The 18,819-nt window shown below is 75.0% G+C and carries 22 protein-coding genes; 7 read left to right on the plus strand and 15 right to left on the minus strand.

Annotated features, from left to right (window positions below):
* Positions 1-31: 31 nt before the first annotated feature.
* The 3 genes from ACI797_RS12880 to ACI797_RS12890 all read right to left on the minus strand — a co-directional run bounded on the left by ACI797_RS12880 (position 32) and on the right by ACI797_RS12890 (position 2,495).
* On the minus strand, positions 32-751 hold the full coding sequence (locus tag ACI797_RS12880) for a VIT1/CCC1 transporter family protein (protein WP_456859026.1): 720 nt from the start codon (positions 749-751) through the stop codon (positions 32-34).
* 73 nt (positions 752-824) lie between these two features.
* Positions 825-2,000, minus strand: a complete 1,176-nt coding sequence (gene rlmN, locus ACI797_RS12885) for a 23S rRNA (adenine(2503)-C(2))-methyltransferase RlmN (protein ID WP_456859027.1) — start codon at positions 1,998-2,000, stop codon at positions 825-827.
* 84 nt (positions 2,001-2,084) lie between these two features.
* Positions 2,085-2,495, minus strand: a complete 411-nt coding sequence (locus ACI797_RS12890; protein WP_456859028.1) for a hypothetical protein — start codon at positions 2,493-2,495, stop codon at positions 2,085-2,087.
* Between the two features lie 142 nt (positions 2,496-2,637).
* Here ACI797_RS12890 and ACI797_RS12895 point away from each other — a divergent pair, with 142 nt between their 5' ends.
* Entirely contained in the window at positions 2,638-3,780 is a 1,143-nt protein-coding gene (locus tag ACI797_RS12895) for a sensor histidine kinase (RefSeq protein WP_456859029.1), read from the plus strand.
* Positions 3,777-4,436, plus strand: a complete 660-nt coding sequence (locus tag ACI797_RS12900) for a response regulator (RefSeq protein WP_456859030.1) — start codon at positions 3,777-3,779, stop codon at positions 4,434-4,436. The genes ACI797_RS12895 and ACI797_RS12900 overlap by 4 nt, the downstream gene beginning before the upstream one ends.
* A 7-nt stretch (positions 4,437-4,443) precedes the next feature.
* Here ACI797_RS12900 and ACI797_RS12905 read toward each other — a convergent pair whose 3' ends face one another.
* The gene (locus ACI797_RS12905; RefSeq protein ID WP_456859032.1) at positions 4,444-5,625 is read right to left on the minus strand and encodes a hypothetical protein; all 1,182 of its coding nucleotides are present in this window, start codon (positions 5,623-5,625) and stop codon (positions 4,444-4,446) included.
* Between the two features lie 143 nt (positions 5,626-5,768).
* Here ACI797_RS12905 and ACI797_RS12910 point away from each other — a divergent pair, with 143 nt between their 5' ends.
* The gene (locus tag ACI797_RS12910; protein WP_456859034.1) at positions 5,769-6,548 is read left to right on the plus strand and encodes a polyphosphate kinase 2 family protein; all 780 of its coding nucleotides are present in this window, start codon (positions 5,769-5,771) and stop codon (positions 6,546-6,548) included.
* Between the two features lie 175 nt (positions 6,549-6,723).
* Here the strand turns inward: ACI797_RS12910 and ACI797_RS12915 are convergent, their stop codons facing one another.
* From ACI797_RS12915 to ACI797_RS12925, 3 genes are all read right to left on the minus strand, one after another.
* Positions 6,724-7,344 (minus strand): hypothetical protein, encoded by a 621-nt coding sequence (locus ACI797_RS12915; protein WP_456859035.1) that lies wholly within the window; start codon positions 7,342-7,344, stop codon positions 6,724-6,726.
* 242 nt (positions 7,345-7,586) lie between these two features.
* Complete coding sequence (locus tag ACI797_RS12920) at positions 7,587-8,249, minus strand: TrmH family RNA methyltransferase (RefSeq protein WP_456859036.1); 663 nt, start codon at positions 8,247-8,249, stop codon at positions 7,587-7,589.
* Positions 8,246-9,229: a DUF2332 family protein gene (locus ACI797_RS12925; protein ID WP_456859037.1), complete on the minus strand. Its 984-nt coding sequence runs from the start codon at positions 9,227-9,229 to the stop codon at positions 8,246-8,248. The genes ACI797_RS12920 and ACI797_RS12925 overlap by 4 nt, the downstream gene beginning before the upstream one ends.
* A gap of 18 nt (positions 9,230-9,247) precedes the next feature.
* Between ACI797_RS12925 and ACI797_RS12930 the strand changes: the two genes are divergently transcribed.
* Positions 9,248-10,381, plus strand: coding sequence for a GNAT family N-acetyltransferase (locus ACI797_RS12930; RefSeq protein ID WP_456859038.1), 1,134 nt, complete (start codon positions 9,248-9,250; stop codon positions 10,379-10,381).
* Here ACI797_RS12930 and ACI797_RS12935 read toward each other — a convergent pair.
* From ACI797_RS12935 to rpsB, 5 genes are all read right to left on the minus strand, one after another.
* On the minus strand, positions 10,348-11,436 hold the full coding sequence (locus ACI797_RS12935) for a phosphatidate cytidylyltransferase (protein ID WP_456859039.1): 1,089 nt from the start codon (positions 11,434-11,436) through the stop codon (positions 10,348-10,350). The two genes, ACI797_RS12930 and ACI797_RS12935, sit on opposite strands and share 34 nt — an antisense overlap.
* Before the next feature lie 19 nt (positions 11,437-11,455).
* A complete protein-coding gene (gene frr / locus ACI797_RS12940) occupies positions 11,456-12,013 on the minus strand; it encodes a ribosome recycling factor (RefSeq protein WP_456540298.1) in 558 nt (185 codons plus the stop codon).
* A gap of 67 nt (positions 12,014-12,080) precedes the next feature.
* On the minus strand, positions 12,081-12,860 hold the full coding sequence (pyrH, locus tag ACI797_RS12945; RefSeq protein ID WP_456859040.1) for a UMP kinase: 780 nt from the start codon (positions 12,858-12,860) through the stop codon (positions 12,081-12,083).
* Positions 12,861-13,002: 142 nt separating this feature from the next.
* The gene (gene tsf / locus ACI797_RS12950; RefSeq protein WP_456859041.1) at positions 13,003-13,818 is read right to left on the minus strand and encodes a translation elongation factor Ts; all 816 of its coding nucleotides are present in this window, start codon (positions 13,816-13,818) and stop codon (positions 13,003-13,005) included.
* Positions 13,819-13,860: 42 nt separating this feature from the next.
* Positions 13,861-14,781, minus strand: a complete 921-nt coding sequence (gene rpsB / locus ACI797_RS12955; protein WP_456540295.1) for a 30S ribosomal protein S2 — start codon at positions 14,779-14,781, stop codon at positions 13,861-13,863.
* A gap of 303 nt (positions 14,782-15,084) precedes the next feature.
* Here rpsB and ACI797_RS12960 point away from each other — a divergent pair, with 303 nt between their 5' ends.
* From ACI797_RS12960 to ACI797_RS12970, 3 genes are all read left to right on the plus strand, one after another.
* Positions 15,085-15,594, plus strand: coding sequence for a murein hydrolase activator EnvC family protein (locus ACI797_RS12960; protein ID WP_456859042.1), 510 nt, complete (start codon positions 15,085-15,087; stop codon positions 15,592-15,594).
* 9 nt (positions 15,595-15,603) lie between these two features.
* Positions 15,604-16,209: a TMEM175 family protein gene (locus tag ACI797_RS12965; protein WP_456859043.1), complete on the plus strand. Its 606-nt coding sequence runs from the start codon at positions 15,604-15,606 to the stop codon at positions 16,207-16,209.
* A gap of 75 nt (positions 16,210-16,284) precedes the next feature.
* Positions 16,285-16,521: a hypothetical protein gene (locus ACI797_RS12970; RefSeq protein WP_456859044.1), complete on the plus strand. Its 237-nt coding sequence runs from the start codon at positions 16,285-16,287 to the stop codon at positions 16,519-16,521.
* A 7-nt stretch (positions 16,522-16,528) separates the two neighbouring features.
* Here ACI797_RS12970 and ACI797_RS12975 read toward each other — a convergent pair whose 3' ends face one another.
* The 3 genes from ACI797_RS12975 to ACI797_RS12985 form a co-directional block, all read right to left on the minus strand.
* Positions 16,529-16,957 (minus strand): hypothetical protein, encoded by a 429-nt coding sequence (locus ACI797_RS12975; RefSeq protein WP_456859045.1) that lies wholly within the window; start codon positions 16,955-16,957, stop codon positions 16,529-16,531.
* A complete protein-coding gene (gene whiG, locus ACI797_RS12980) occupies positions 16,957-17,760 on the minus strand; it encodes an RNA polymerase sigma factor WhiG (protein ID WP_456859046.1) in 804 nt (267 codons plus the stop codon). The genes ACI797_RS12975 and whiG overlap by 1 nt, the downstream gene beginning before the upstream one ends.
* A 79-nt stretch (positions 17,761-17,839) precedes the next feature.
* Entirely contained in the window at positions 17,840-18,775 is a 936-nt protein-coding gene (locus ACI797_RS12985) for a tyrosine recombinase XerC (protein WP_456859047.1), read from the minus strand.
* Positions 18,776-18,819 lie beyond the last annotated feature (44 nt).

Raw genomic sequence — 18,819 nt, forward strand, 5'->3', positions numbered from 1 at the left:
CCGTCCGAGCCGGGCCTGACGGGCCGCGGCTTCAGCTGACCGTCGTGCCGATCGCCAGGCCGATGAGGTAGGTCGCGCCCGCCGCGACCGCACCGAACAGCAACTGGCGCAGCCCGGCGTACCACCACGGCCGCGGGGTGAAGCGCGAGGACAGCGCGCCGGCGACGAAGAGGCCGACGCCGCCGGAGAGCAGCGCCACCCACAGCAGCGGGAAGCCGAACAGGTACGGCAGCAGCGGGAAGACCGCGCCGATCGAGAAGGTCAGCAGCGACGAGAACGCGGCGACCCACGGCGACGGCTTGTCGGCGGGGTTGATCCCGACCTCGGCGACGATGTGCAGCCGCAGCGCCGCCTCCCGGTCGCGGTGCAGCTGCTCGGCCACCTCGTCCGCGAGCGCGGAGTCCACGCCGCGGGCGCGCATCATGTCGGCCAGCTCCTCCACCTCGCCGGCCGGGTTGCGCTCCATCTCCCGGCGTTCCTTGTCGACCTCGAGGTCGAGCTGCTCGTTCTGCGTCTTGACCGAGGTGTACTCGCCGAGCGCCATCGAGATCGCGCCGGAGATCAGCCCGGCGAACCCGGTGAGCACGATCGCCCGCGAGGAGACACCCCCACCGCCGACGCCGGCCACCAGCGCGGTGTTGCTCACCAGCCCGTCCATCGCGCCGAACACCGCCGCGCGCAGCCACCCGCCGGAGACATCGGCGTGGGTGTGCCCGTGCGCCTCGGGTGCCGGCAGGACGGCGTCGCTCACGCGTCCTCCTCGCTGGCGCTCGTCGGAAGCGCTCGCGGCGCTGCTGCACTCATCGGTGAGCTCGCACGCTCGCTCACATGTCGGCTTCCGCGCCCAGCGGCACCGCCGGCTCCACCGCGGGGGTGGGCAGCGCGACGGCGGGGACGCCGTCCACGCGGTCGGCGGCGGCGAGCTGGCCGCAGGCGCCGTCGATGTCCTGGCCGCGGGTGTCGCGCACCGTCGTCGCCACCCCCGCGGCGCGCAGCCGGGCCACGAACTCGCGCTGCGCGGGCAGCGGGCTGGCGTCCCATGGGCTGCCCGGCGTCGGGTTGAGCGGGATGAGGTTCACGTGCGCGAGCCGGCCCGCCAGCAGCCGGCCGAGCAGGTCGGCCCGCTCGGGCTGGTCGTTGACGTCGCGGATCAGGGCGTACTCGACGGAGTAGCGCCGGCCGGTGCGGCGGGCGTACTCGTCGGCGGCCTCGACGACCTCGGCGACCTTCCACCGGGTGTTGATCGGCACGAGGGTGTCGCGCAGCTCGTCGTCGGGGGCGTGCAGGCTGACGGCGAGGGTGGCGTGCAGCCCCTCCTCGGTGAGCCGGCGGATGCCAGGCACCAGGCCGACGGTCGAGACGGTGACCGACCGCTGCGAGAGCCCGAGGCCGTGCGGCGCCGGCGTGACGAGGGCGTCGAGCGTGCGGCGCACCCGGGCGTAGTTGGCCAGCGGCTCGCCCATGCCCATGAAGACGACGTTGGACAGCCGCCCCGGGCCGCCGGGCAGCTCGCCGCCCGCCATCGCCGCCGCGGCGGCGACCGCCTGGCCGATGATCTCGGCGGCCGAGAGGTTGCGGGTCAGGCCCTGCTGGCCGGTGGCGCAGAAGGGGCAGGCCATGCCGCAGCCGGCCTGGCTGGAGATGCAGACCGTCGCCCGGTCGGGGTAGCGCATGAGGACGCTCTCGACCAGCGCGCCGTCGTGCAGCCGCCAGAGGGTCTTGCGGGTGCGGCCGCCGTCGGCGGACAGGTGCCGCACGGGCGTCAGCAGGCCGGGCAGCAGCGCCTGCGCGAGGTCCTCGCGGGCGGCGGCCGGCACGTCGGTCATCTGCGCGGGGTCGGTGACGCCGCGGAAGAAGTGCCGCGCCAGCTGGTCGGCGCGGAACGGCGGCTGCCCGAGCTCGGCGACGGCGGCGCGCGCCTCCTCGCGGGTCAGGTCGGCGAGGTGGCGCGGCGGCTTGCCCCGGCGGGGGGCGTCGAACACGAGCGGGAGGGCAGTCATGGCGCCGTCCATGGTCCCACCCGCCGGCCGCCGGCGACGGGCCCCGAGGGGAAGCTCACTCCCCGGGGCCCGGCCGGCAGCGGATCACGCGCTGCGGCGCGTGCGGGTGGTGGCGGCGACCAGGGCCAGCAGGACCAGCGTCGTCACCGTGAACGCGATGGCCTCCGGCTCGTCGTAGACGAAGAACTTGACGAAGCTGAACGCCACGTCGGCGACGGCGAGGCCGACCGTGAACGGCAGCACCCGGGGGTCGCGGCCGAGCCGAGCGGCGATGACGAGGTAGCCGACGCCCAGCACGACCGACCACACGCCCACCGACCAGTCGCCGATGCCCTGCGGGTCGCCTCCCTGCTCGGCCGTGGCGAAGAACAGGAAGTAAGCGGTCGCGCCCAGCTTCAGGGCGCCGAAGAGGGCGGCGAGGACCCGGGTGGTGGTCACGAGGGCCGGGCGGGCGGCGGCCGGCGGGGCGGGGCGGGCAGCGGTGGTGGTGGTCACGGGGGCTCCTTGGACGGATGTCGACGAGTGCGGCGGGAACGCTAGGGACGCCGCGACCGGCGGGCATCGACCCGCGGGCGGCTTCCGCGCTCAGCCCTCGGGCTGATGGCGGCGGGCCGGATCCGCCCTACGCTTCCGGTCCGTGAGCCGGTTCGCGCACCCGTCGGTCGTGCCGCCACGGGCCGACGTGCTCGTGGCGGCGGCCTTCCTGGCCGCGTCCCTGGCGCAGGTGGCGATCGCGCCCATCGCGTCCCCGGCCGTCTCGGTGCTGGTCGCGTTCGCGATCACCGTGCCGCTGGCCTGGCGGCGGGTGCAGCCCGCGGCGGCGGCCCTGGTGGTGACGGCGGCGTGGACCATCCCCACGCCCGGCGGCTACCTGCTGCTCGGCTACGTGATCGCCGGGCTGCTCTTCTTCTCCCTCGCCCTCTACGACCCGAACACGTGGCGGGTCGTGGTGGTCACCGCGGTGTCCCTGACGGTCAGCGTGGTCGTCACGCTGCTGGGACCCGAGATCTGGCAGGCCGCCATCGGCGCCGCCCTCGCCATCGCCGGCCCCGCGGTCGCCGGCCGGCTGGTGGCCCACGACCGGGCGCAGAACGCGCGGCTGCGGGAGCTGACCGCCGAGCTGGTGCGCGAGCGGGACGCCGCCGAGCGGGTCGCCGCCGCCGAGGAGCGCACCCGCATCGCGCGCGAGCTGCACGACGTGATCGGTCACGAGATCACCGTGATCGCGCTGCAGGCCGACGCCGCCGCTGCCGCGCTGGCGCGCGCACCGGAGCGGGCCGCGGTGCCGATCGACCGCATCCGCGCCACGGCGGCCCGCACCCTCACCGAGATGCGCCGGGTGGTCGGCCTGCTGCGGGACCCGGCCGACGACGACGAGGACCTGCGCCCGCAGCCGGGGCTGGCCGACCTGCCCACGCTGGTCGAGGACGCCCGCGCCGGCGGCGCCGACGTGGACCTGCTGCTGGACCTGCCCGCGGCCGCTCCCCCGCCGAGCCTGCAGCTGACCGTCTTCCGGATCGTCCAGGAGGCGCTCACCAACGCCCGGCGGCACGCCCCCGGCGCGCCCGTCCGCGTGCGGGTCGGGACGGGTCCGGAGGGCCTGTGCGTGGAGGTGCGCAACCGCACCGGTCGCACCGCCGGGGAGCCGGGCGGCGGCCACGGCCTGGTCGGCATGCGGGAGCGGGCGCGGATGCACGGCGGCTCGGTGGACGCCCGCCCCACCGCCGACGGCTTCGTCGTCCGGGCCCGGCTGCCCCTCGTGCTGGAGGCCGCGCCGTGACCTCGGTGGTGCTCGTCGACGACCAGGCGCTGGTGCGCGACGGGCTGCGGCTGATCCTCGAGCTCGCCGGCGTGGAGGTCGCGGGCGAGGCGGCGGACGGCGAGGAGGGCGTCGCGGTGGTGCTGGACCGCCGTCCCGACGTCGTGCTGATGGACCTGCGGATGCCCCGGATGGACGGCATCGAGGCCACCCGGCGCCTCGTGGCGGCCGGCTGCGCCAGCCGCATCCTCGTGCTGACCACCTTCGACGGCGAGGAGCACGCCTACCAGGCGCTGCGCGCCGGTGCGACCGGGTACCTGCTCAAGGACGTCGGCGGCGACCGGCTGGTCGCCGCGGTGGAGTCGGCCGCCGTGGGCGAGATGCCGCTCGCGCCGGCGATCGTGGCGCGGCTGGTGGCGCACTACGTCCGCACCCCGCAGGCGCCGCCGGCCGCGACCGACCGCCTGGCGCCGCTGAGCGAGCGGGAGACGGAGGTGCTGGGCCTGATCGGTGCCGGGCGCTCCAACCCCGAGATCGCCGAGGAGCTGTTCATCTCGCTGGCCACGGTGAAGAGCCACGTGCGGCACATCCTGGCCAAGCTGGACCTGCGCGACCGCGCCCAGGCGATCGTGCTCGCGCACGAGTGCGGCCTGGTCGAGGCCCTGCCCCGCGGCTGACCGGCGGTCAGGCGCCCGCGGTCGGCGCGGGCGTGGCGGTCGGCGGGGGCGTCGCGGTGGGCGTCGCGGGGTCGCCGTCCTCCTCCCCGTCGCCCTGCCCCCCGTCGCCGTCGCCGTCCGGGTCGTCGGCCGGCGGCGGCGTGGGGGTCGGCGTCGTCGTGGGGTCGGGCTCGTCGGTGGGGGGCGGCGTCGGGGTCGGTTCCGGCTCGACCGTGGGGTCCCCGGGGTCGACGTCGGCCGGGACCTCCGGGACGACCGGTGGGGCCGGCGGCACGGGGACGACGGGGGCCGGCGGCGGCGCCGGGGTGGCGGTCGCCGTGCCGCGCGGCGCCGGGGCCTGCACGCGCGCCGGGACGGCGGCCGGGACGACGGCCGGGACGACGGGCACGACGGCCGGGGCGACCGACGTCGGCGGCGCCGTCGACGAGGGCGAGGGAACGGGCCGCGTCGGGGCCCGCGGCGGCGTCGGGGTGGCGGTCCGGCTCGGGGTCACCGTCGAGGTCGCGGTGTCGGCGGCCGGGCGCGGCTCGTCGGACCCCCCGGCCACCAGGGCGGCACCGGTCAGGACGCCGGCGACCAGCAGGCCGGCGGCGATCGAGAGCCGGGCGCGCCGGTGGGGCCGCGGGCGGGCGGTGACGACGACGTGCGGGACGACGGCCGGCGCGACCCCGGCGACGGCGGACGCGGGGACCGCGACGGGCACGGCGGGAACCGGCTCGTCGGGGACCTCGGCGGCCCCCTCGTCACCCTCCTCGGAGGCGTCGTCCTCGGAGGCATCGTCCTCGGAGGCGGCGTCCTCGGAGGCGGCGTCCTCGGAGGCGGCGTCCTCCGCCTCGATGTCCTCGGCCTCGACCTCATCGGCCTCCACCGCCGGCCCCTCGACCTCGGGGGCGTCCTCGGGTTCGTCGTCCTCGGGTTCGTCGGGCCGGGGTTCGTCCTCCCCCGGCTCCTCGTCCTGTTCGACGTCGGCCGGTGTCCCGTCGACCGCGGGGTCTTCAGGTCCCGGCTCCTCCGCGGGCACCGGCTCGGGGTCGTCCACCGGCGCCGGCTCCGGGGCCTCCTCGGCCTCGTCCAGCCATCCGGGCAGCCAGTCGGAGTCCCACTCCCCCGTCTCGTCCGGTGGCGCAGGGGTCTCCTCCGTCCCCGGCTCCGTCGACGCCTCGGCGTCGTCCGGGCGGGTCGTGCCCATGCCGTTCCCTCCTCACCACCCCCGTGATGAGCTCCACGCGCAGTGATCGATCGCTGACGCGCTGTGTTCAGACAGCCATGGTGCAGGACGATGCCGCCACCTCCCGGCAGGCGCGGCCGGTGCGTTCGGCCCAAGCTCGGGACATGAGCCGGCTCTCCGACGTCGACATGAGCGTCCGACTGGGCAAGTCCGAGGCGAAGAAGGAGCTCACCGCGGCACAGCGCCGCCTCGTCCACCTGCGGCTGCTGCTGGGCGGCCAGATCGGGCCCGGGGAGATCGGCCCGCCGCTGCTGGTGCTGTTCGAGGGCTGGGACGCCTCGGGCAAGGGCGGGGCGATCAAGCGGCTGGTCGAGGAGCTCGACCCGCGGCACGTGCGGGTCGCGCAGTTCGCCGCGCCCACCTACGACGAGAAGCGGCACCACTTCCTGTGGCGGTTCTGGCCGGTGCTGCCCGGCTGGGGCGGCATGGCCGTGCTGGACCGCACCTGGTACGGCCGGGTGCTGGTCGAGCGGGTCGAGGGCTTCGCCCCGGAGGAGGCGTGGCAACGCGCCTACGGCGAGATCGTCGACCTCGAGGACACGCTCGCCGCCGAGGGCACGGTGATCGTCAAGTTCTGGATGCACGTCTCGCCGGAGGAGCAGCTGCGGCGCTTCGAGTCCCGGCGCGACGACCCCTACCGCGCCTGGAAGCTCACCGACGAGGACTGGCGCAACCGGGGCAGGCGCGAGCAGTACGAGGCGGCGGTCGAGGACATGCTGCAGCGCACCGACACCGTCGTGGCGCCGTGGCACGTGATCGCCGGCGACGACAAGCGCTGGGCGCGGGTGGCGGTCGTGCGCACCGTCTGCGAGGCGGTGGAGGCGGCGCTCCGGGCCCGCGGCGTCGACCCGGACCCGCCGCTCTCCCCCGCCGGGAATGGCTGACACGAATGCCGACAGAGGACATCACACCATCACGCAGACGTCGTCGACCGGGAATTGGCGCACCGGTCCACGCGCCCGCGGAATGGGGCGAGAACCTCCACGGCGGCGATCAGGTGGCGCCTTTCCGAGAAGGTTCTCGCCCTGTCCCCGACAGTTCCGGAATGGTCGGGTCAGCTCACTTCCGGTGACCTCGGTCGCCGTGCCCCTGCCCGTGCCCGTCCCCGCCACCGTCGAGCCAGGTGCAGAGGTCCACGACGTGGGCGCGCACGTCGATCTCCTCGGCCAGGACCTCACCGGTCTCCGGGTCGAGCGTGACGTGGAACGTCACGGAGCCGTGCTCGAAGTAGGCGAGGTGGGGCAGGCCCGCCTCGGCGAAGGCGGCCAGGTCGACCGGGTCGGGGTTCGGGGCGACGAACGAGGCCCCGAAGGTGGCCAACGTGACCTGCGTACCGTCGCCCGAGACCACTTCTCGGGCGGGACCGGAGACGTCCAGCTCGTCGATCGTGGCGCCGTCGGCCCGCTCGAGGTCCAGCGTCAAGTCGCCGCGGAACCTGGTCACGATCGCCCCGTCGCCACGGGTGGTCTGCCGGACCTCCACCTCCCGCACGTCACCGGGCTCGACCAGGACCGTCGTCCCGCAGGCCTCGATCTCGAAGCCGTCGTAGTAGTTCGGTATGAGCGTCTCGACCGGGACGAAGCCCCCGCCCCCGTTCCCGCCCGGGTCCGCGAGCGCCGGGCCGGATCCCATTCCGACCAGGACCGCCGCCACGGCTCCGACCGTCAGGCTTCGTCGCATGACATCTCCCCGTTCCGTGAATTGCATCTCCGCCGACCGTTCCACCCGCCATTCCCGGAGGGTGAGGTCGCAGAGCATTGCACAAGCGGTCACGATTACGCATTCCCCGACAGCAGATCTGGTCGATTTTTTCGCTCTCCCCGCACGGACGATCCATGATCGGTCACGCCCCGTCGACAATGATCTGTCGAATGGCAGAGAACGTGACGAGACAATTGCGCACGGCAACCGCCCACGTCCGCCTAGTGGAGGCCCTGGCCCCCCGCTGCCCGTCCGATGCCGGCGTGCTGCCGGATCCAGGCGTGCATGGCGATCCCGGCCGCGACGCCGGCGTTGATCGAGCGGGTCGAGCCGAACTGGGCGATCGAGACGGTGAGCGCCGCGGCGGCGCGCGCCTCGGGGGTGAGGCCCGGGCCCTCCTGGCCGAAGAGCAGCACGCACCGCTCGGGCAGCTCCGCGGTCTCCAGCGGCACCGCGCCCGGCGCGTTGTCGACCGCGACCACGACGAGGTCCTCGGCGGCGGCGAACGCCGCCAGCCCGGCGACGTCGGGGTGGTGGCGCAGGTGCTGGTAGCGGTCGGTCACCATGGCGCCGCGCCGGTTCCAGCGACGCCGGCCCACGACGTGCACCTCGGCGGCCAGGAAGGCGTTCGCCGTCCGCACGACGGTCCCGATGTTGAGGTCGTGCCCGAAGTTCTCGATGGCGACGTGGAACGGGTGCCGGCGGGTGTCGAGGTCGGCGACGATCGCCTCGACGGTCCAGTACCGGTAGCGGTCGGCGACGTTGCGCCGGTCGCCGTGCGCGAGCAGCTCGGGGTCGTAGCGCGGGTCCGCCGGCCACGGTCCCGGCCAGGGTCCGACGCCGACCGTCGTCCCCCACTCCGTCGGGCCCGGCTCACCGCTCACCCGGTCATGATCTCCTGCGCCCCGGGCAGCCAGTCGAGCCGGCCGCCGTGGGGCGCGGTCCGGGCCAGGGGCCGGCCGTCCAGCGCGAGCACGAACCGGCCGTCGTCCGGGCCCACCTCGAGCTGGGGCAGCACGCCCCTCGCCTCCTGGGCGAGCCAGCGCACCGGCAGCGACCGCACCAGGTCCACGAAGGCCGCCCGGCGCTCGCGCGGCGGGTACAGCAGCACCGCGGTGTGGAGGACGACCACGGTGCTGCCCGGGGCGACGAGGTCCAGCGCGTCCGGCAGCCGGTCGACGAGGTCCCCGCGGAGCACCCGCGCAGGTTCGGCGGCGGCGATCGCGGCCGCCGCGGCGAGCCGGGCCAGCCGCTCGGCGGCGGGTGGGCCGGGCCAGACGAGCGTGCGCAGCCAGGCGAGGTCGTCGGGATCCGCCGGGTCGAGCGGGTCGAGGTCGATGCCGATCCGGGCCACCACCTCCGGCAGGCGGTCCGGCACCGGTCCCTCCCCCGAGGTGGTGCAGCGCAGGTGGACCGGACTGCGCGGCCCCACCGGCCGGCCGTCGTACTCGTAGCTGTACCGGTCGGGGTACAGGCACAGCCCGGCCGAGGAGCCCACCTCCACCAGCGACAGCGGCCCGGGCAGGGCGCCGAGCACGGGGAGCAGCGCGGTGCAGCGGGCGGGCTCGTTCGTCTGCGTCGACCGGCTGAGCACGGTGCGCCGGAGCCGGTCGGCGTGCCCGACGACGAGCCGGTGCAGCTCGGCGGGGTCGCGCACGTCGCCGAACAGGAAGCGGAGGGCGGCGAACAGCAGCGGCGGCTGGCGGCCCTTCCCGTCGGGGAGCCCGGCGAGGAAGTCCAGGACCGCGGGGTCCTCCGCCACGGCCGCGGCCAGCTCGGCGTAGCGCGGCGACGAGACGGGGGCGTCGACCTCGGCGAAGTGCCGGAAGCCCCGGACGATCCGGTCACGCTCGTCGTGGCTCACCGGGGCAGGATGCCCGCCGTGAGCGACGGCGTCCTGGTGCACCTGATCGAACCGGCGGACTGGCGGGCCGCCCTCGCGGCGGGGGCGGTCCGTCCGCCGTCCCTGGCCGAGCAGGGTTTCGTCCACCTGTCGAACCCCGAGCAGGTGCACCTGCCGGCCGAGCGGCTGTTCCCCGGCCGGCGCGACCTCGCCCTGCTCGTCGTCGACCCGGCACGCCTCCCCGACCCGGTGCGCTGGGAGCCCGGTGTGCACGGCGACCCGGCCGCGATGCGCTTCCCGCACCTGTACGGGCCGCTGCCGGTCGGCGCCGTGGTCGCCGTGGCGCCCTGGCGCCCACCGGTCCCCCCGGTGCTGCCGCGCCCGGACGACGCGCTGGGCCGGGCGCTGGCGCTGCAGCTCTCGCTCCCGGTGCGCCGGGCGGCCGAGGTCCGCGACGTCCCGGGCGGCGTCGCCGTCCTCGACGGCCGCTTCCCGCACTCGCGGGACGACAACCGGCTGCTGCTGTCCGACCCCGTGGGCGCCGACACCGTCGCCGCCACGGCCGCGGAGCTGGCCGCCGACGCCGGCTGGGGCACCCGGGCCGCGACGCTGCGCTGGCCCGGTGCCGAGCAGGCCGCCAAGGCGCTCGCGGCGCAGGGCTGGTCGGCCGACGAGCTGGTGCTCATGGTCCGGCCGGCCGGGCCGGTCGCCGGCGGCGAGCGGGCCGAGGTGGTGCCGCAGGAGGACGTCCACGAGCTGTGGGACCGCTCCTGGCGGGAGGAGCTCGCCCGCCTGGGCGACGGCCTGGACGAGGTCGTCGCGCAGCTGATCGGCCGGGAGCCGCGCAACGACGCCGTCGTCGCCGTCACCGACGTCGTGGTGCGGGAGGAGGCCCGGGTCGTGGCCGCCGGGCAGCTGCGGGTCGACGGCGCGACCGCGGCCGTCGAGTCGGTGCTCACCGACCGGTCGGCGCGCGGCCGGGGCCACGCCGACGTCGTCCTCGCCCAGATCCTGACCCTGGCCGCCGAGGCCGGCTGCGACCTGGTCGTCCTGGAGGCGGCCGGCGACGACTGGCCGCAGCACTGGTACGCCCGGCGCGGCTTCGAGCCGGTCGGCTCGACGTGGGACGTGTCGGCGCCCTACACCGGGGCGAAGACCGACAGCAGCAGGTAGGCCAGCGCGGCGGAGGGCAGCAGCGAGTCCAGCCGGTCCATGATCCCGCCGTGGCCGGGCAGCAGGTGCCCCATGTCCTTGATGCCCAGGTCGCGCTTGATGAGCGACTCGCCGAGGTCGCCGATGGTCGCCGAGGCCGCGATCGCGGTCCCGAAGACGAGCCCGGTCCACCACGGGGCGTCGAACGCGAGGGTCAGCACGGCCGTGGCGACGGCGACGCAGGCCACGATCGAGCCGGCCATCCCCTCCCACGACTTCTTGGGGCTGATCGACGGCGCCATGGGGTGCTTGCCGAACAGGACGCCGGCGGCGTAACCGCCGACGTCGCTGCAGACCACGGTGCCGATGAAGACGAGCACGCGGGCCACGCCGTCGTCCGGGACGAGCAGGAGGACGGCGAAGCCCGCGAGGAGGGGCACGTAGAGCGCGACGAGCACGCCCGAGGCGGTGTCGTGCAGGTAGCCGTCGGGCCCGTCGCCGAGCCGCCAGAGGACGACGGCGAGCACGGTGAGCAGGAACCCGACCACGAGTCCGGACGGGCCGCGGGTCCACGCCAGCGCCAGCATGGCGACCGCACCGATGACGACCGGGACCATCGGCGCGCGGAAGTCGCCGGCCCGCAGGGCGCGGGTGAGCTCGACGACGCCGACCAGCACCGCCGCCGTCACCACGAGCAGGAACGCCGGGCGGTAGACCAGCAGCGAGACCAGGATGACCGCGCCCAGGCCGAGCCCCACCGAGATGGCGGCGCCGAGGTTGCGGCCCGCCCGCCCGGACGACGGCGGTGCGGGCGCCTCCGGCTCCGGCCCCGACTCCGGCGCGGCCGGCTCCGGCGGGGGCGGCGGCTCCTGGTCGGCGACCGCCAGCTCCGCGGTGCCGTCGCCGACCGGCGGCGGCACCGGCGGGACCGGGGGCGGCCCCGGCCGGGCGCCGACGATCGGGATGGGACCGGTGTCGGCGGACGGCGGCTGCGAGCCGCGCCCCGACCCGAGCACGGGCAGCTCGACGGTGCCCGGCTCGGGCGGGCCGGGTCGGCGCGCGGGCGGGAGGGTCATGGGAAGAGGACCGGCCGGCTCAGACCTCGAGGAGCTCGGCCTCCTTGTGCTTGACCGCCTCGTCGATCTGGTGGACGTGCTGCGAGGTCAGGTCGTCGAGCTCCTTCTCCGCGCGGCGCACGTCGTCCTCGCCCGCCTCGCCGTCCTTGGCGATGCGGTCGAGCTCCTCCTTGGAGCGGCGGCGGATGTTGCGGATGGCGACCTTGGCGTCCTCGCCCTTGCTGCGGGCCATCTTCACCAGGTCGCGGCGGCGCTCCTCGGTCAGCTGCGGGAAGACCACGCGGATGATCTGGCCGTCGTTGGTGGGGTTGACGCCGAGGTCGCTGTCGCGGATCGCCTTCTCGATCGCCCCGAGCTGCCCGCTGTCGTAGGGCTTGATGACGGCCATGCGGGCCTCGGGCACGGTGATCGAGGACATCTGCGGCACCGGGGTGGGGGCGCCGTAGTAGTCCACGAGGATCTTGTTGAACATCGACGGGGCGGCGCGGCCGGTGCGCACCGACCCGAGGTCCTCGCGCGCGACCGACAGGGCCTTGTCCATCCGCTCCTCGGCGTCGAGCAGGGTGTCGTCGATCACGGGTCTCTCCTCCTGCCGGCGGGACGTCCCGCCGGGTGTCGTGTGCGGGTGCTGAGCGGCCGGTCGGTCAGGTCGGCTGGCTGATCAGCGTGCCGATCTTCTCACCTGCGACCGCACGGGCGATGTTGCCGTCCTGCAGCAGGTTGAACACGACGATCGGCATGGCGTTGTCCATGCAGAGGCTGATGGCCGTCGCGTCGGCCACCTTGAGCTGCTCGGCCAGCACGGTCGCGTACTCCAGCTGGTGGTACATGCGGGCGTCCGGGTTGGTGCGCGGATCGGAGTCGTAGACGCCGTCCACCCCGTTCTTGCCCATCAGGAGCACCTGGCACTCGATCTCCAGCGCCCGCTGCGCGGCCACGGTGTCGGTGGAGAAGTACGGCATGCCCGCGCCGGCGCCGAAGATGACCAGCCGGCCCTTCTCGAGGTGCCGGATCGCCTTGCGCGGGATGTACGGCTCGGCCACCTGGCCCATGGTGATCGCCGTCTGGACGCGGGTCTGCAGGCCCTCCTTCTCGCAGAAGTCCTGCAGCGCGAGGCAGTTCATGACGGTGCCGAGCATGCCCATGTAGTCGGCCTTGGTGCGGTCCATGCCGGCCTGCGAGAGCTCGGCGCCGCGGAAGAAGTTGCCGCCGCCCATCACGACCGCCACCTGGGTGCCGTCCGCGACCACCTCGGCCAGCTGGCGGGCGATCCCGCTCACGACGGCGGGGTCCACGCCCACCTTGCCGCCGCCCATGGTCTCGCCGGAGAGCTTGAGCAGCACCCGCTTGTAGCCGCCGCCGTCGGCGGGGGCGAAGGCGGTGGGGGCGGACAACGGTGCTTCCCGGTCGGCGATGTCGGTCAAGGGCTCATCCTCACTCGGTCGGGCTGGGTGGAATCCTGCCGCACGTCTGCGGCCGCGGGCGCGTCGGACCGTGCCCGGACGCGCCACCGGCCCCGTTCCACGAGGGGAACGGGGCCGGTGACACGAGAGGCGCTCAGGGCTCTTAGGCCTGGCCGACCTCGAACCGGGCGAAGCGGTCGACCTGCAGGCCGGCCTCGTCCAGGATCTGCTTGACCGTGCGCTTGGGCTCGGTGATCGACGGCTGCTCGAGCAGGACGAAGTCCTTGTAGTAGGCGTTGACCCGACCCTCGACGATCTTGACGATCGCCTGCTCGGGCTTGCCCTCCTCCTTGGCGGTCTGCTCGGCGACCCGGCGCTCGGTCTCGACGGCCTCCGCCGGGACCTCCTCGCGGGAGAGGTACCGCGGGCGGGCCGCGGCGATGTGCATCGCCAGGCTCCGCGCGGCCTCCTCGTCGCCGCCCCGGTACTGCACCGCGACACCGATGGCCGGGGGCAGGTCGGTGGCGCGCTTGTGCAGGTACACCGCGGTCGGCCCCTCGAAGAGGGCGAACCGCGAGAGGACCAGCTTCTCGCCGATGCGGGCCGACTCGGCCTCGATCAGCTTCTCGACGGTCTGGCCGTCGACCTCGGTGGCCAGCAGGGCCGCCACGTCGGCCGGGTTCTGCTCGATGGCGATCTCGAGCAGCCGCTGGGCGAGGGCGACGAAGTCGGCGTTCTTCGCGACGAAGTCGGTCTCGCAGTCCAGCTCCAGCAGCGCGCCGCCCTTGCTGACGACGACGCCGTTGGTCGTCGAGCGCTCGAGGCGCTTGCCGACGTCCTTGGCGCCCTTGATGCGCAGCAGCTCGATCGCCTTGTCGTACTCGCCGTCGGCCTCGGTGAGGGCCTTCTTGGCGTCCATCATGCCGGCGCCGGTGGCGTCGCGGAGACGCTTGACGTCGGCAGCGGTGAAGGCAGGCATGTCTCTATCCCTTTGGTGTTCGGTACTGGTCCAGGACGGCGATCAGCCGTTCTGGGCGCCCTGGGTGCCGGTCTCGGTGCTGCCGGTGGCGGGCACGCCCTCGACCGGGGCGACCTGCTCGGCGGTGACCGCCGGCGCCTCGGCCGGGGTCTCCGGCAGCGGGGTGGCGCCCTCCTGCTGACCGGTCAGCAGCTCGCGCTCCCAGTCGGCCAGCGGCTCGTCGCCGCCGATGACGGGCTCGCCGCCGCCCTCGCGGCCGGCGTTGGCCTGCTGCGCGGACCGGGCCATCAGGCCCTCGGCGACGGCGTCGGCGATCACGCGGGTGAGCACCGTGATGCTGCGGATCGCGTCGTCGTTGCCCGGGATCTTGTAGTCGACCTCGTCGGGGTCGCAGTTGGTGTCGAGGATCGCGACGACCGGGATGCCCAGCTTGCGGGCCTCGCCGACGGCGATGTGCTCCTTCTTGGTGTCGACGATCCAGATGGCGCTGGGCACCTTCTGCATGTCGCGGATACCGCCGAGTGAGCGCTCCAGCTTGGCCTTCTCGCGGGTCAGGCCCAGCTGCTCCTTCTTGGACAGGCTGACCAGCACACCGGTCTGCTCCATGTCCTCGAGCTCCTTGAGCCGCTGCAGCCGCTTGTGCACGGTCTGGAAGTTGGTGAGCATGCCGCCCAGCCAGCGCTGGTTGACGTAGGGCATGCCGACCCGCTGCGCCTGCTCGGCGACGACCTCCTGCGCCTGGCGCTTGGTGCCGACGAAGAGGATCGAGCCACCGTGCGCGACGGTCTGCTTGACGAACTCGTAGGCGTTGTCGATGTACCCGAGCGTCTGCTGCAGGTCGATGATGTAGATGCCGTTGCGCTCGGTGAAGATGTAGCGCTTCATCTTCGGGTTCCAGCGGCGGGTCTGGTGCCCGAAGTGGACGCCGCTGTCGAGCAGCTGCTTCATGCTGACGACTGCCATCGCAGTGCAGCCCTTCTGTCTGCGCGCGGCCCGCTGGACCGCGCTCCTCGGTTGACGCGGGCACCGGGTGGTGCGCCGCCCTGGCGTTCCGCGGCGCCACTCCCCCGGCGGTTGCCCGCAGGGACCGAGGTGGCGACTGCCCCGCCGTGCGGCGGGATGGAGAACGCGCGAAGTCGACCCGTCGCAGACGGATCGCACGACCAGCATACCCGCCCCCGCGGGCCGCCCTTCCCGGCCGTCGGCGCCGTCCACAACCCCCCGTCGGGCCTGGGCTCCGACCCGCCGGCGGGGGACGGTGACCCCGTGCCCGCCCGCGTCCTGCTCGTCGCCGTCCTCGCCCTCGCCGTCCTGGCGCCCGCGCGGGCGGCGGCCGCCCCGGAGACCCCCGCCGTGCCGGCCGGGGCGTGGTCGTGGCCGCTGGCCGGCCCGCCCCCGGTCACCCGGCCCTTCGAGCCGCCGGCCGGGCCGTACGGTGCCGGCCACCGCGGCGTCGACCTCGGCGCCGCCCCGGGGGCGGCGGTGCTGGCGGCCGGCGACGGGGTGGTCGCCTTCGCCGGGATGGTGGCCGGACGGCCGGTGGTCAGCGTCGACCACCCCGGCGGGCTGCGGACGACGTACGAGCCGGTCGACGCCGTCGTCGCGGCCGGCCAGGCGGTCCCCCGCGGGGCGCCGATCGGCACGCTGCTGGCCGGCCACAGCGGCTGCCCGGTGGCCGCATGCCTGCACTGGGGGGTCCGTCGGGGTGAGGTCTACCTCGACCCGCTCTCGCTGCTGGTGCGGGTGCGGCTGCTGCCGTGGGCGCGGGGTCCCTAGCCTGCGCGGGTGCGCACCGAACGCGGGCTCGACCGGTTCGTCACCTTCCTCGACGCGGTCGTGGCGATCGCCATCACGCTGCTGGTCCTCCCCCTGGCGGAGCTGTTCGCCGGGGAGGCGCAGCAGGCGGGCCTGGGGGCCGTGCTGGTCGAGGAGGCGCCCGACTTCGGCGCGTTCTTCCTCAGCTTCGCCGTCATCGCGCAGCTGTGGCTGGTCCACCACCGGCTGGTCGAGCCGGTGGGCGCCTACGACCGGGCGTTCCTGCTGCTGAACCTGGTCTGGATCCTCACCATCGTGCTCCTGCCGTTCGCGACGCAGGTGGTGAGCAGCGAGTACGGCAGGGAGCGGCTGGCGGTGCTGCTCTACATCGGCACGATCACGGTGAGCTCGGCCTGCCTCTCGGGGGTGTCGCTCCTGCTGTGGCGCCGTCCCGCGCTGCGCCGGGGCGACGCCGGGCCGGCCGAGCCGCCGCGGGAGGGGTTGGCCACGACCGGGCTGCTCGTCGTCGCGCTGGTGCTGGGGACCGCGGTCCCCGCGGTGAGCTACTGGGCGATGTTGCTGCTGTTCCTCACCTCGCCGCTGGAGGCCTGGCTGCGCCGCCGGTGGCCCGGCTAGGGTCCGCCGGCGTCCGGGACCGGGAGGCGGGGATGGCGGAGCCCACGCGGGGCGACTGGGTCGAGTAACCGGGTCATGTGCGTCGTCGGCGCGGCCTGCGGCGCGGTCATCGGCGCCGCTGTCTGCGGGCTGCTCGCCGCCCTGGTGCTGGCCGGGCTCGACGCGACGGTAGGGGTGACCCCGCCCGACCTCGACCGGCTGCCCGACACCCCGGGTGAGTGGGCACTGGCCGCGGGCGTGCTCGTCTTCGGCCTCGTGGGCGCGGTGATCGGTGCGCGCGAGCCCACCCGGCCCGGGGCGACGCACGGCTGAGGCCGCCTCAGCCGGCCAGGCGGCCCTGGATCGCCTCGACCATGCGGTCGCGGGCGGTCGCGTTGTCGGGCGAGCGGTTCGGCTTGCGGCGCCCGGCGAGCACCCCGATCTCCCAGGTGGTGCCGTCGCCGGTCGTGAGGACGAGCGTGGGCGGGCGCATCAGGCCCGGCTTCGCGCCGGTGCGGACCGCGGCGAGGGCGTCGGGCGCCCGCGTCCGGCTCTTCCCCGGGGTGAACCGCCAGACCACGAGCTGCGTCCGGCTCGACGGCACCGGCGCGAACACCAGCCGGGCGCTGGTCAGGAGCAGCTCACCGGGGATCGACGAGAGCGTGCCCGGGTGCACCGCGGCGACCGCGCGGGCCAGCTCGGTCTCGCCGTCCTCGAGCGGCACCCGCACGACCTGCGCGCTGCCGCCCGCGCGGTCCCGGAGCCCCATCAGGCGATGTCGGCGAGCTTGGTGCGCAGGTGCAGGACGGCCTTGGTGTGCAGCTGGCAGATCCGGCTCTCGGTCACGCCGAGGACCCGGCCGATCTCGGCGAGGGTGAGCCCCTCGAAGTAGTAGAGGCTGACCACGACCTTCTCCCGGTCGGGCAGGTGCTCGACGGCACGGGCCAGCAGCTGGCGGGCCTCGCCGTGCTCGGCCATGGCCTGCGGGTCGAGGGCGGTCGAGTCCTGCAGGGTGTCGACCAGGCGGGGCGAGCCGCCGCCGTCCTCGTCGACCAGCAGCTCGTCGAGCGCGACGACGTTGACCAGGGACAGCTGGCCGAGGAACTTGCGGACCTCCTCGACCTCCATGCCCATCTGCTCGGCGACCTCCTCGTCGGTGGGCGTGCGCTGCAGCCGGGTCTCCAGCTCGGCGACGGCCCGCTCGAACTGGCGCGCCTTCATGCGCACCGAGCGCGGGATCCAGTCCGTGCTGCGCAGCTCGTCGATGATCGCGCCCCGGATGCGCGCCATCGCGTAGCTCTCGAACTTCACCTCGCGGGTGGGCTCGTAGCGGGTGATCGCGTCGATCAGCCCGAACGTGCCGTAGGAGACGAGGTCGGCCTGCTCGACGTGCGAGGGCAGACCGCTGCCCACCCGGCCGGCGACGTACTTCACCAGCGGCGCGTAGTGGAGGATGAGCCGGTCCCGCAGCTCGGGGGCGCGGTCGGCGACGTACCGCTCCCAGAGGTCGGCCAGGGCCGCGTCGGCGTCCTCGCTGTGCTCGTCCAGCCGGTGGATGGTCGCCTCAGGCACGATCTGCGCTCCTCGGTCCTGCGTGTGCTGCCGTCTCGGTCGGGAGGATTCCCCGTACGTCCCGCACTCGACCGTCCTCTCAGGCTCTGGGGTGCGCTTGCGCGTGGACCGCACGGAGCCGTTCGACCGTCACGTGCGTGTAGATCTGCGTGGTCGCGAGGCTAGCGTGGCCCAGCAGCTCCTGGACCGACCGCAGGTCGGCGCCGCCCTCCAGGACGTGCGTCGCCGCCGAGTGCCGGAACCCGTGGGGTCCGATGTCGGGGGCGCCCGGCACGGCCCGGACGGCGCTGTGCACCACCCGCCGCGCCTCCCGGGGGTCCAGCCGCCGGCCCCGGACGCCCAGCAGCAGCGCCGGTCCGGAGTCGGCCGTGGCCAGCGCCGGGCGGCCGCGGACCAGCCAGGCCTCGATCGCCCGCTCGGCGGGGACGCCGTAGGGCACGCTGCGCTCCTTGCGGCCCTTGCCCAGCACCCGCAGCAGCCGCCGGCCGCGGTCGACGTCGTCGACGTCGAGCCCGACCAGCTCGCTCACCCGGATGCCGCTGGCGTAGAGCAGCTCGAGGACGACGGCGTCGCGCAGGGCCACCGGCTCGTCGGCGCCCGCCGCGGACTCGAGGACCGCGCGCGCCTGGTCCGGGGCCAGCACGTCGGGCAGCGTGCGGTGCGACTTGGGGCTGACCAGCCGCAGACCGACGTCCTCCGCCGCCCGGCCGCTGCGGCGCAGCCACGCGGTGAAAGAACGCGCGGCCGCGGCCGAGCGCGCCGTGGTCGCCCGGCTGTGCCCGGTGGTGCGGCCCTTGGCCAGCCAGCTGCGCAGCGACGCGAGGTCGAGGTCGTCCGGGGTGCCGCCGCCGCGCCGGGCGAGGTGGTCGAGCAGGCGGACGACGTCGCCGACGTAGGCGCGGACGGTGTGCTCGGACAGGTCGCGGGCGGAGACGAGGTGCTCCTCGAACGCGTCGAGCGCCTCGGCCAGCGCAGGGAGCAGTCCCGCGCGCAGCTCTGCCGTCGATGCCGTCACGGCGGAAACCGTCCGTGGCGAGGGCGCGCCGGTCAAGGCGCCGC

This window comes from Geodermatophilus sp. SYSU D00691, assembly GCF_054050275.1.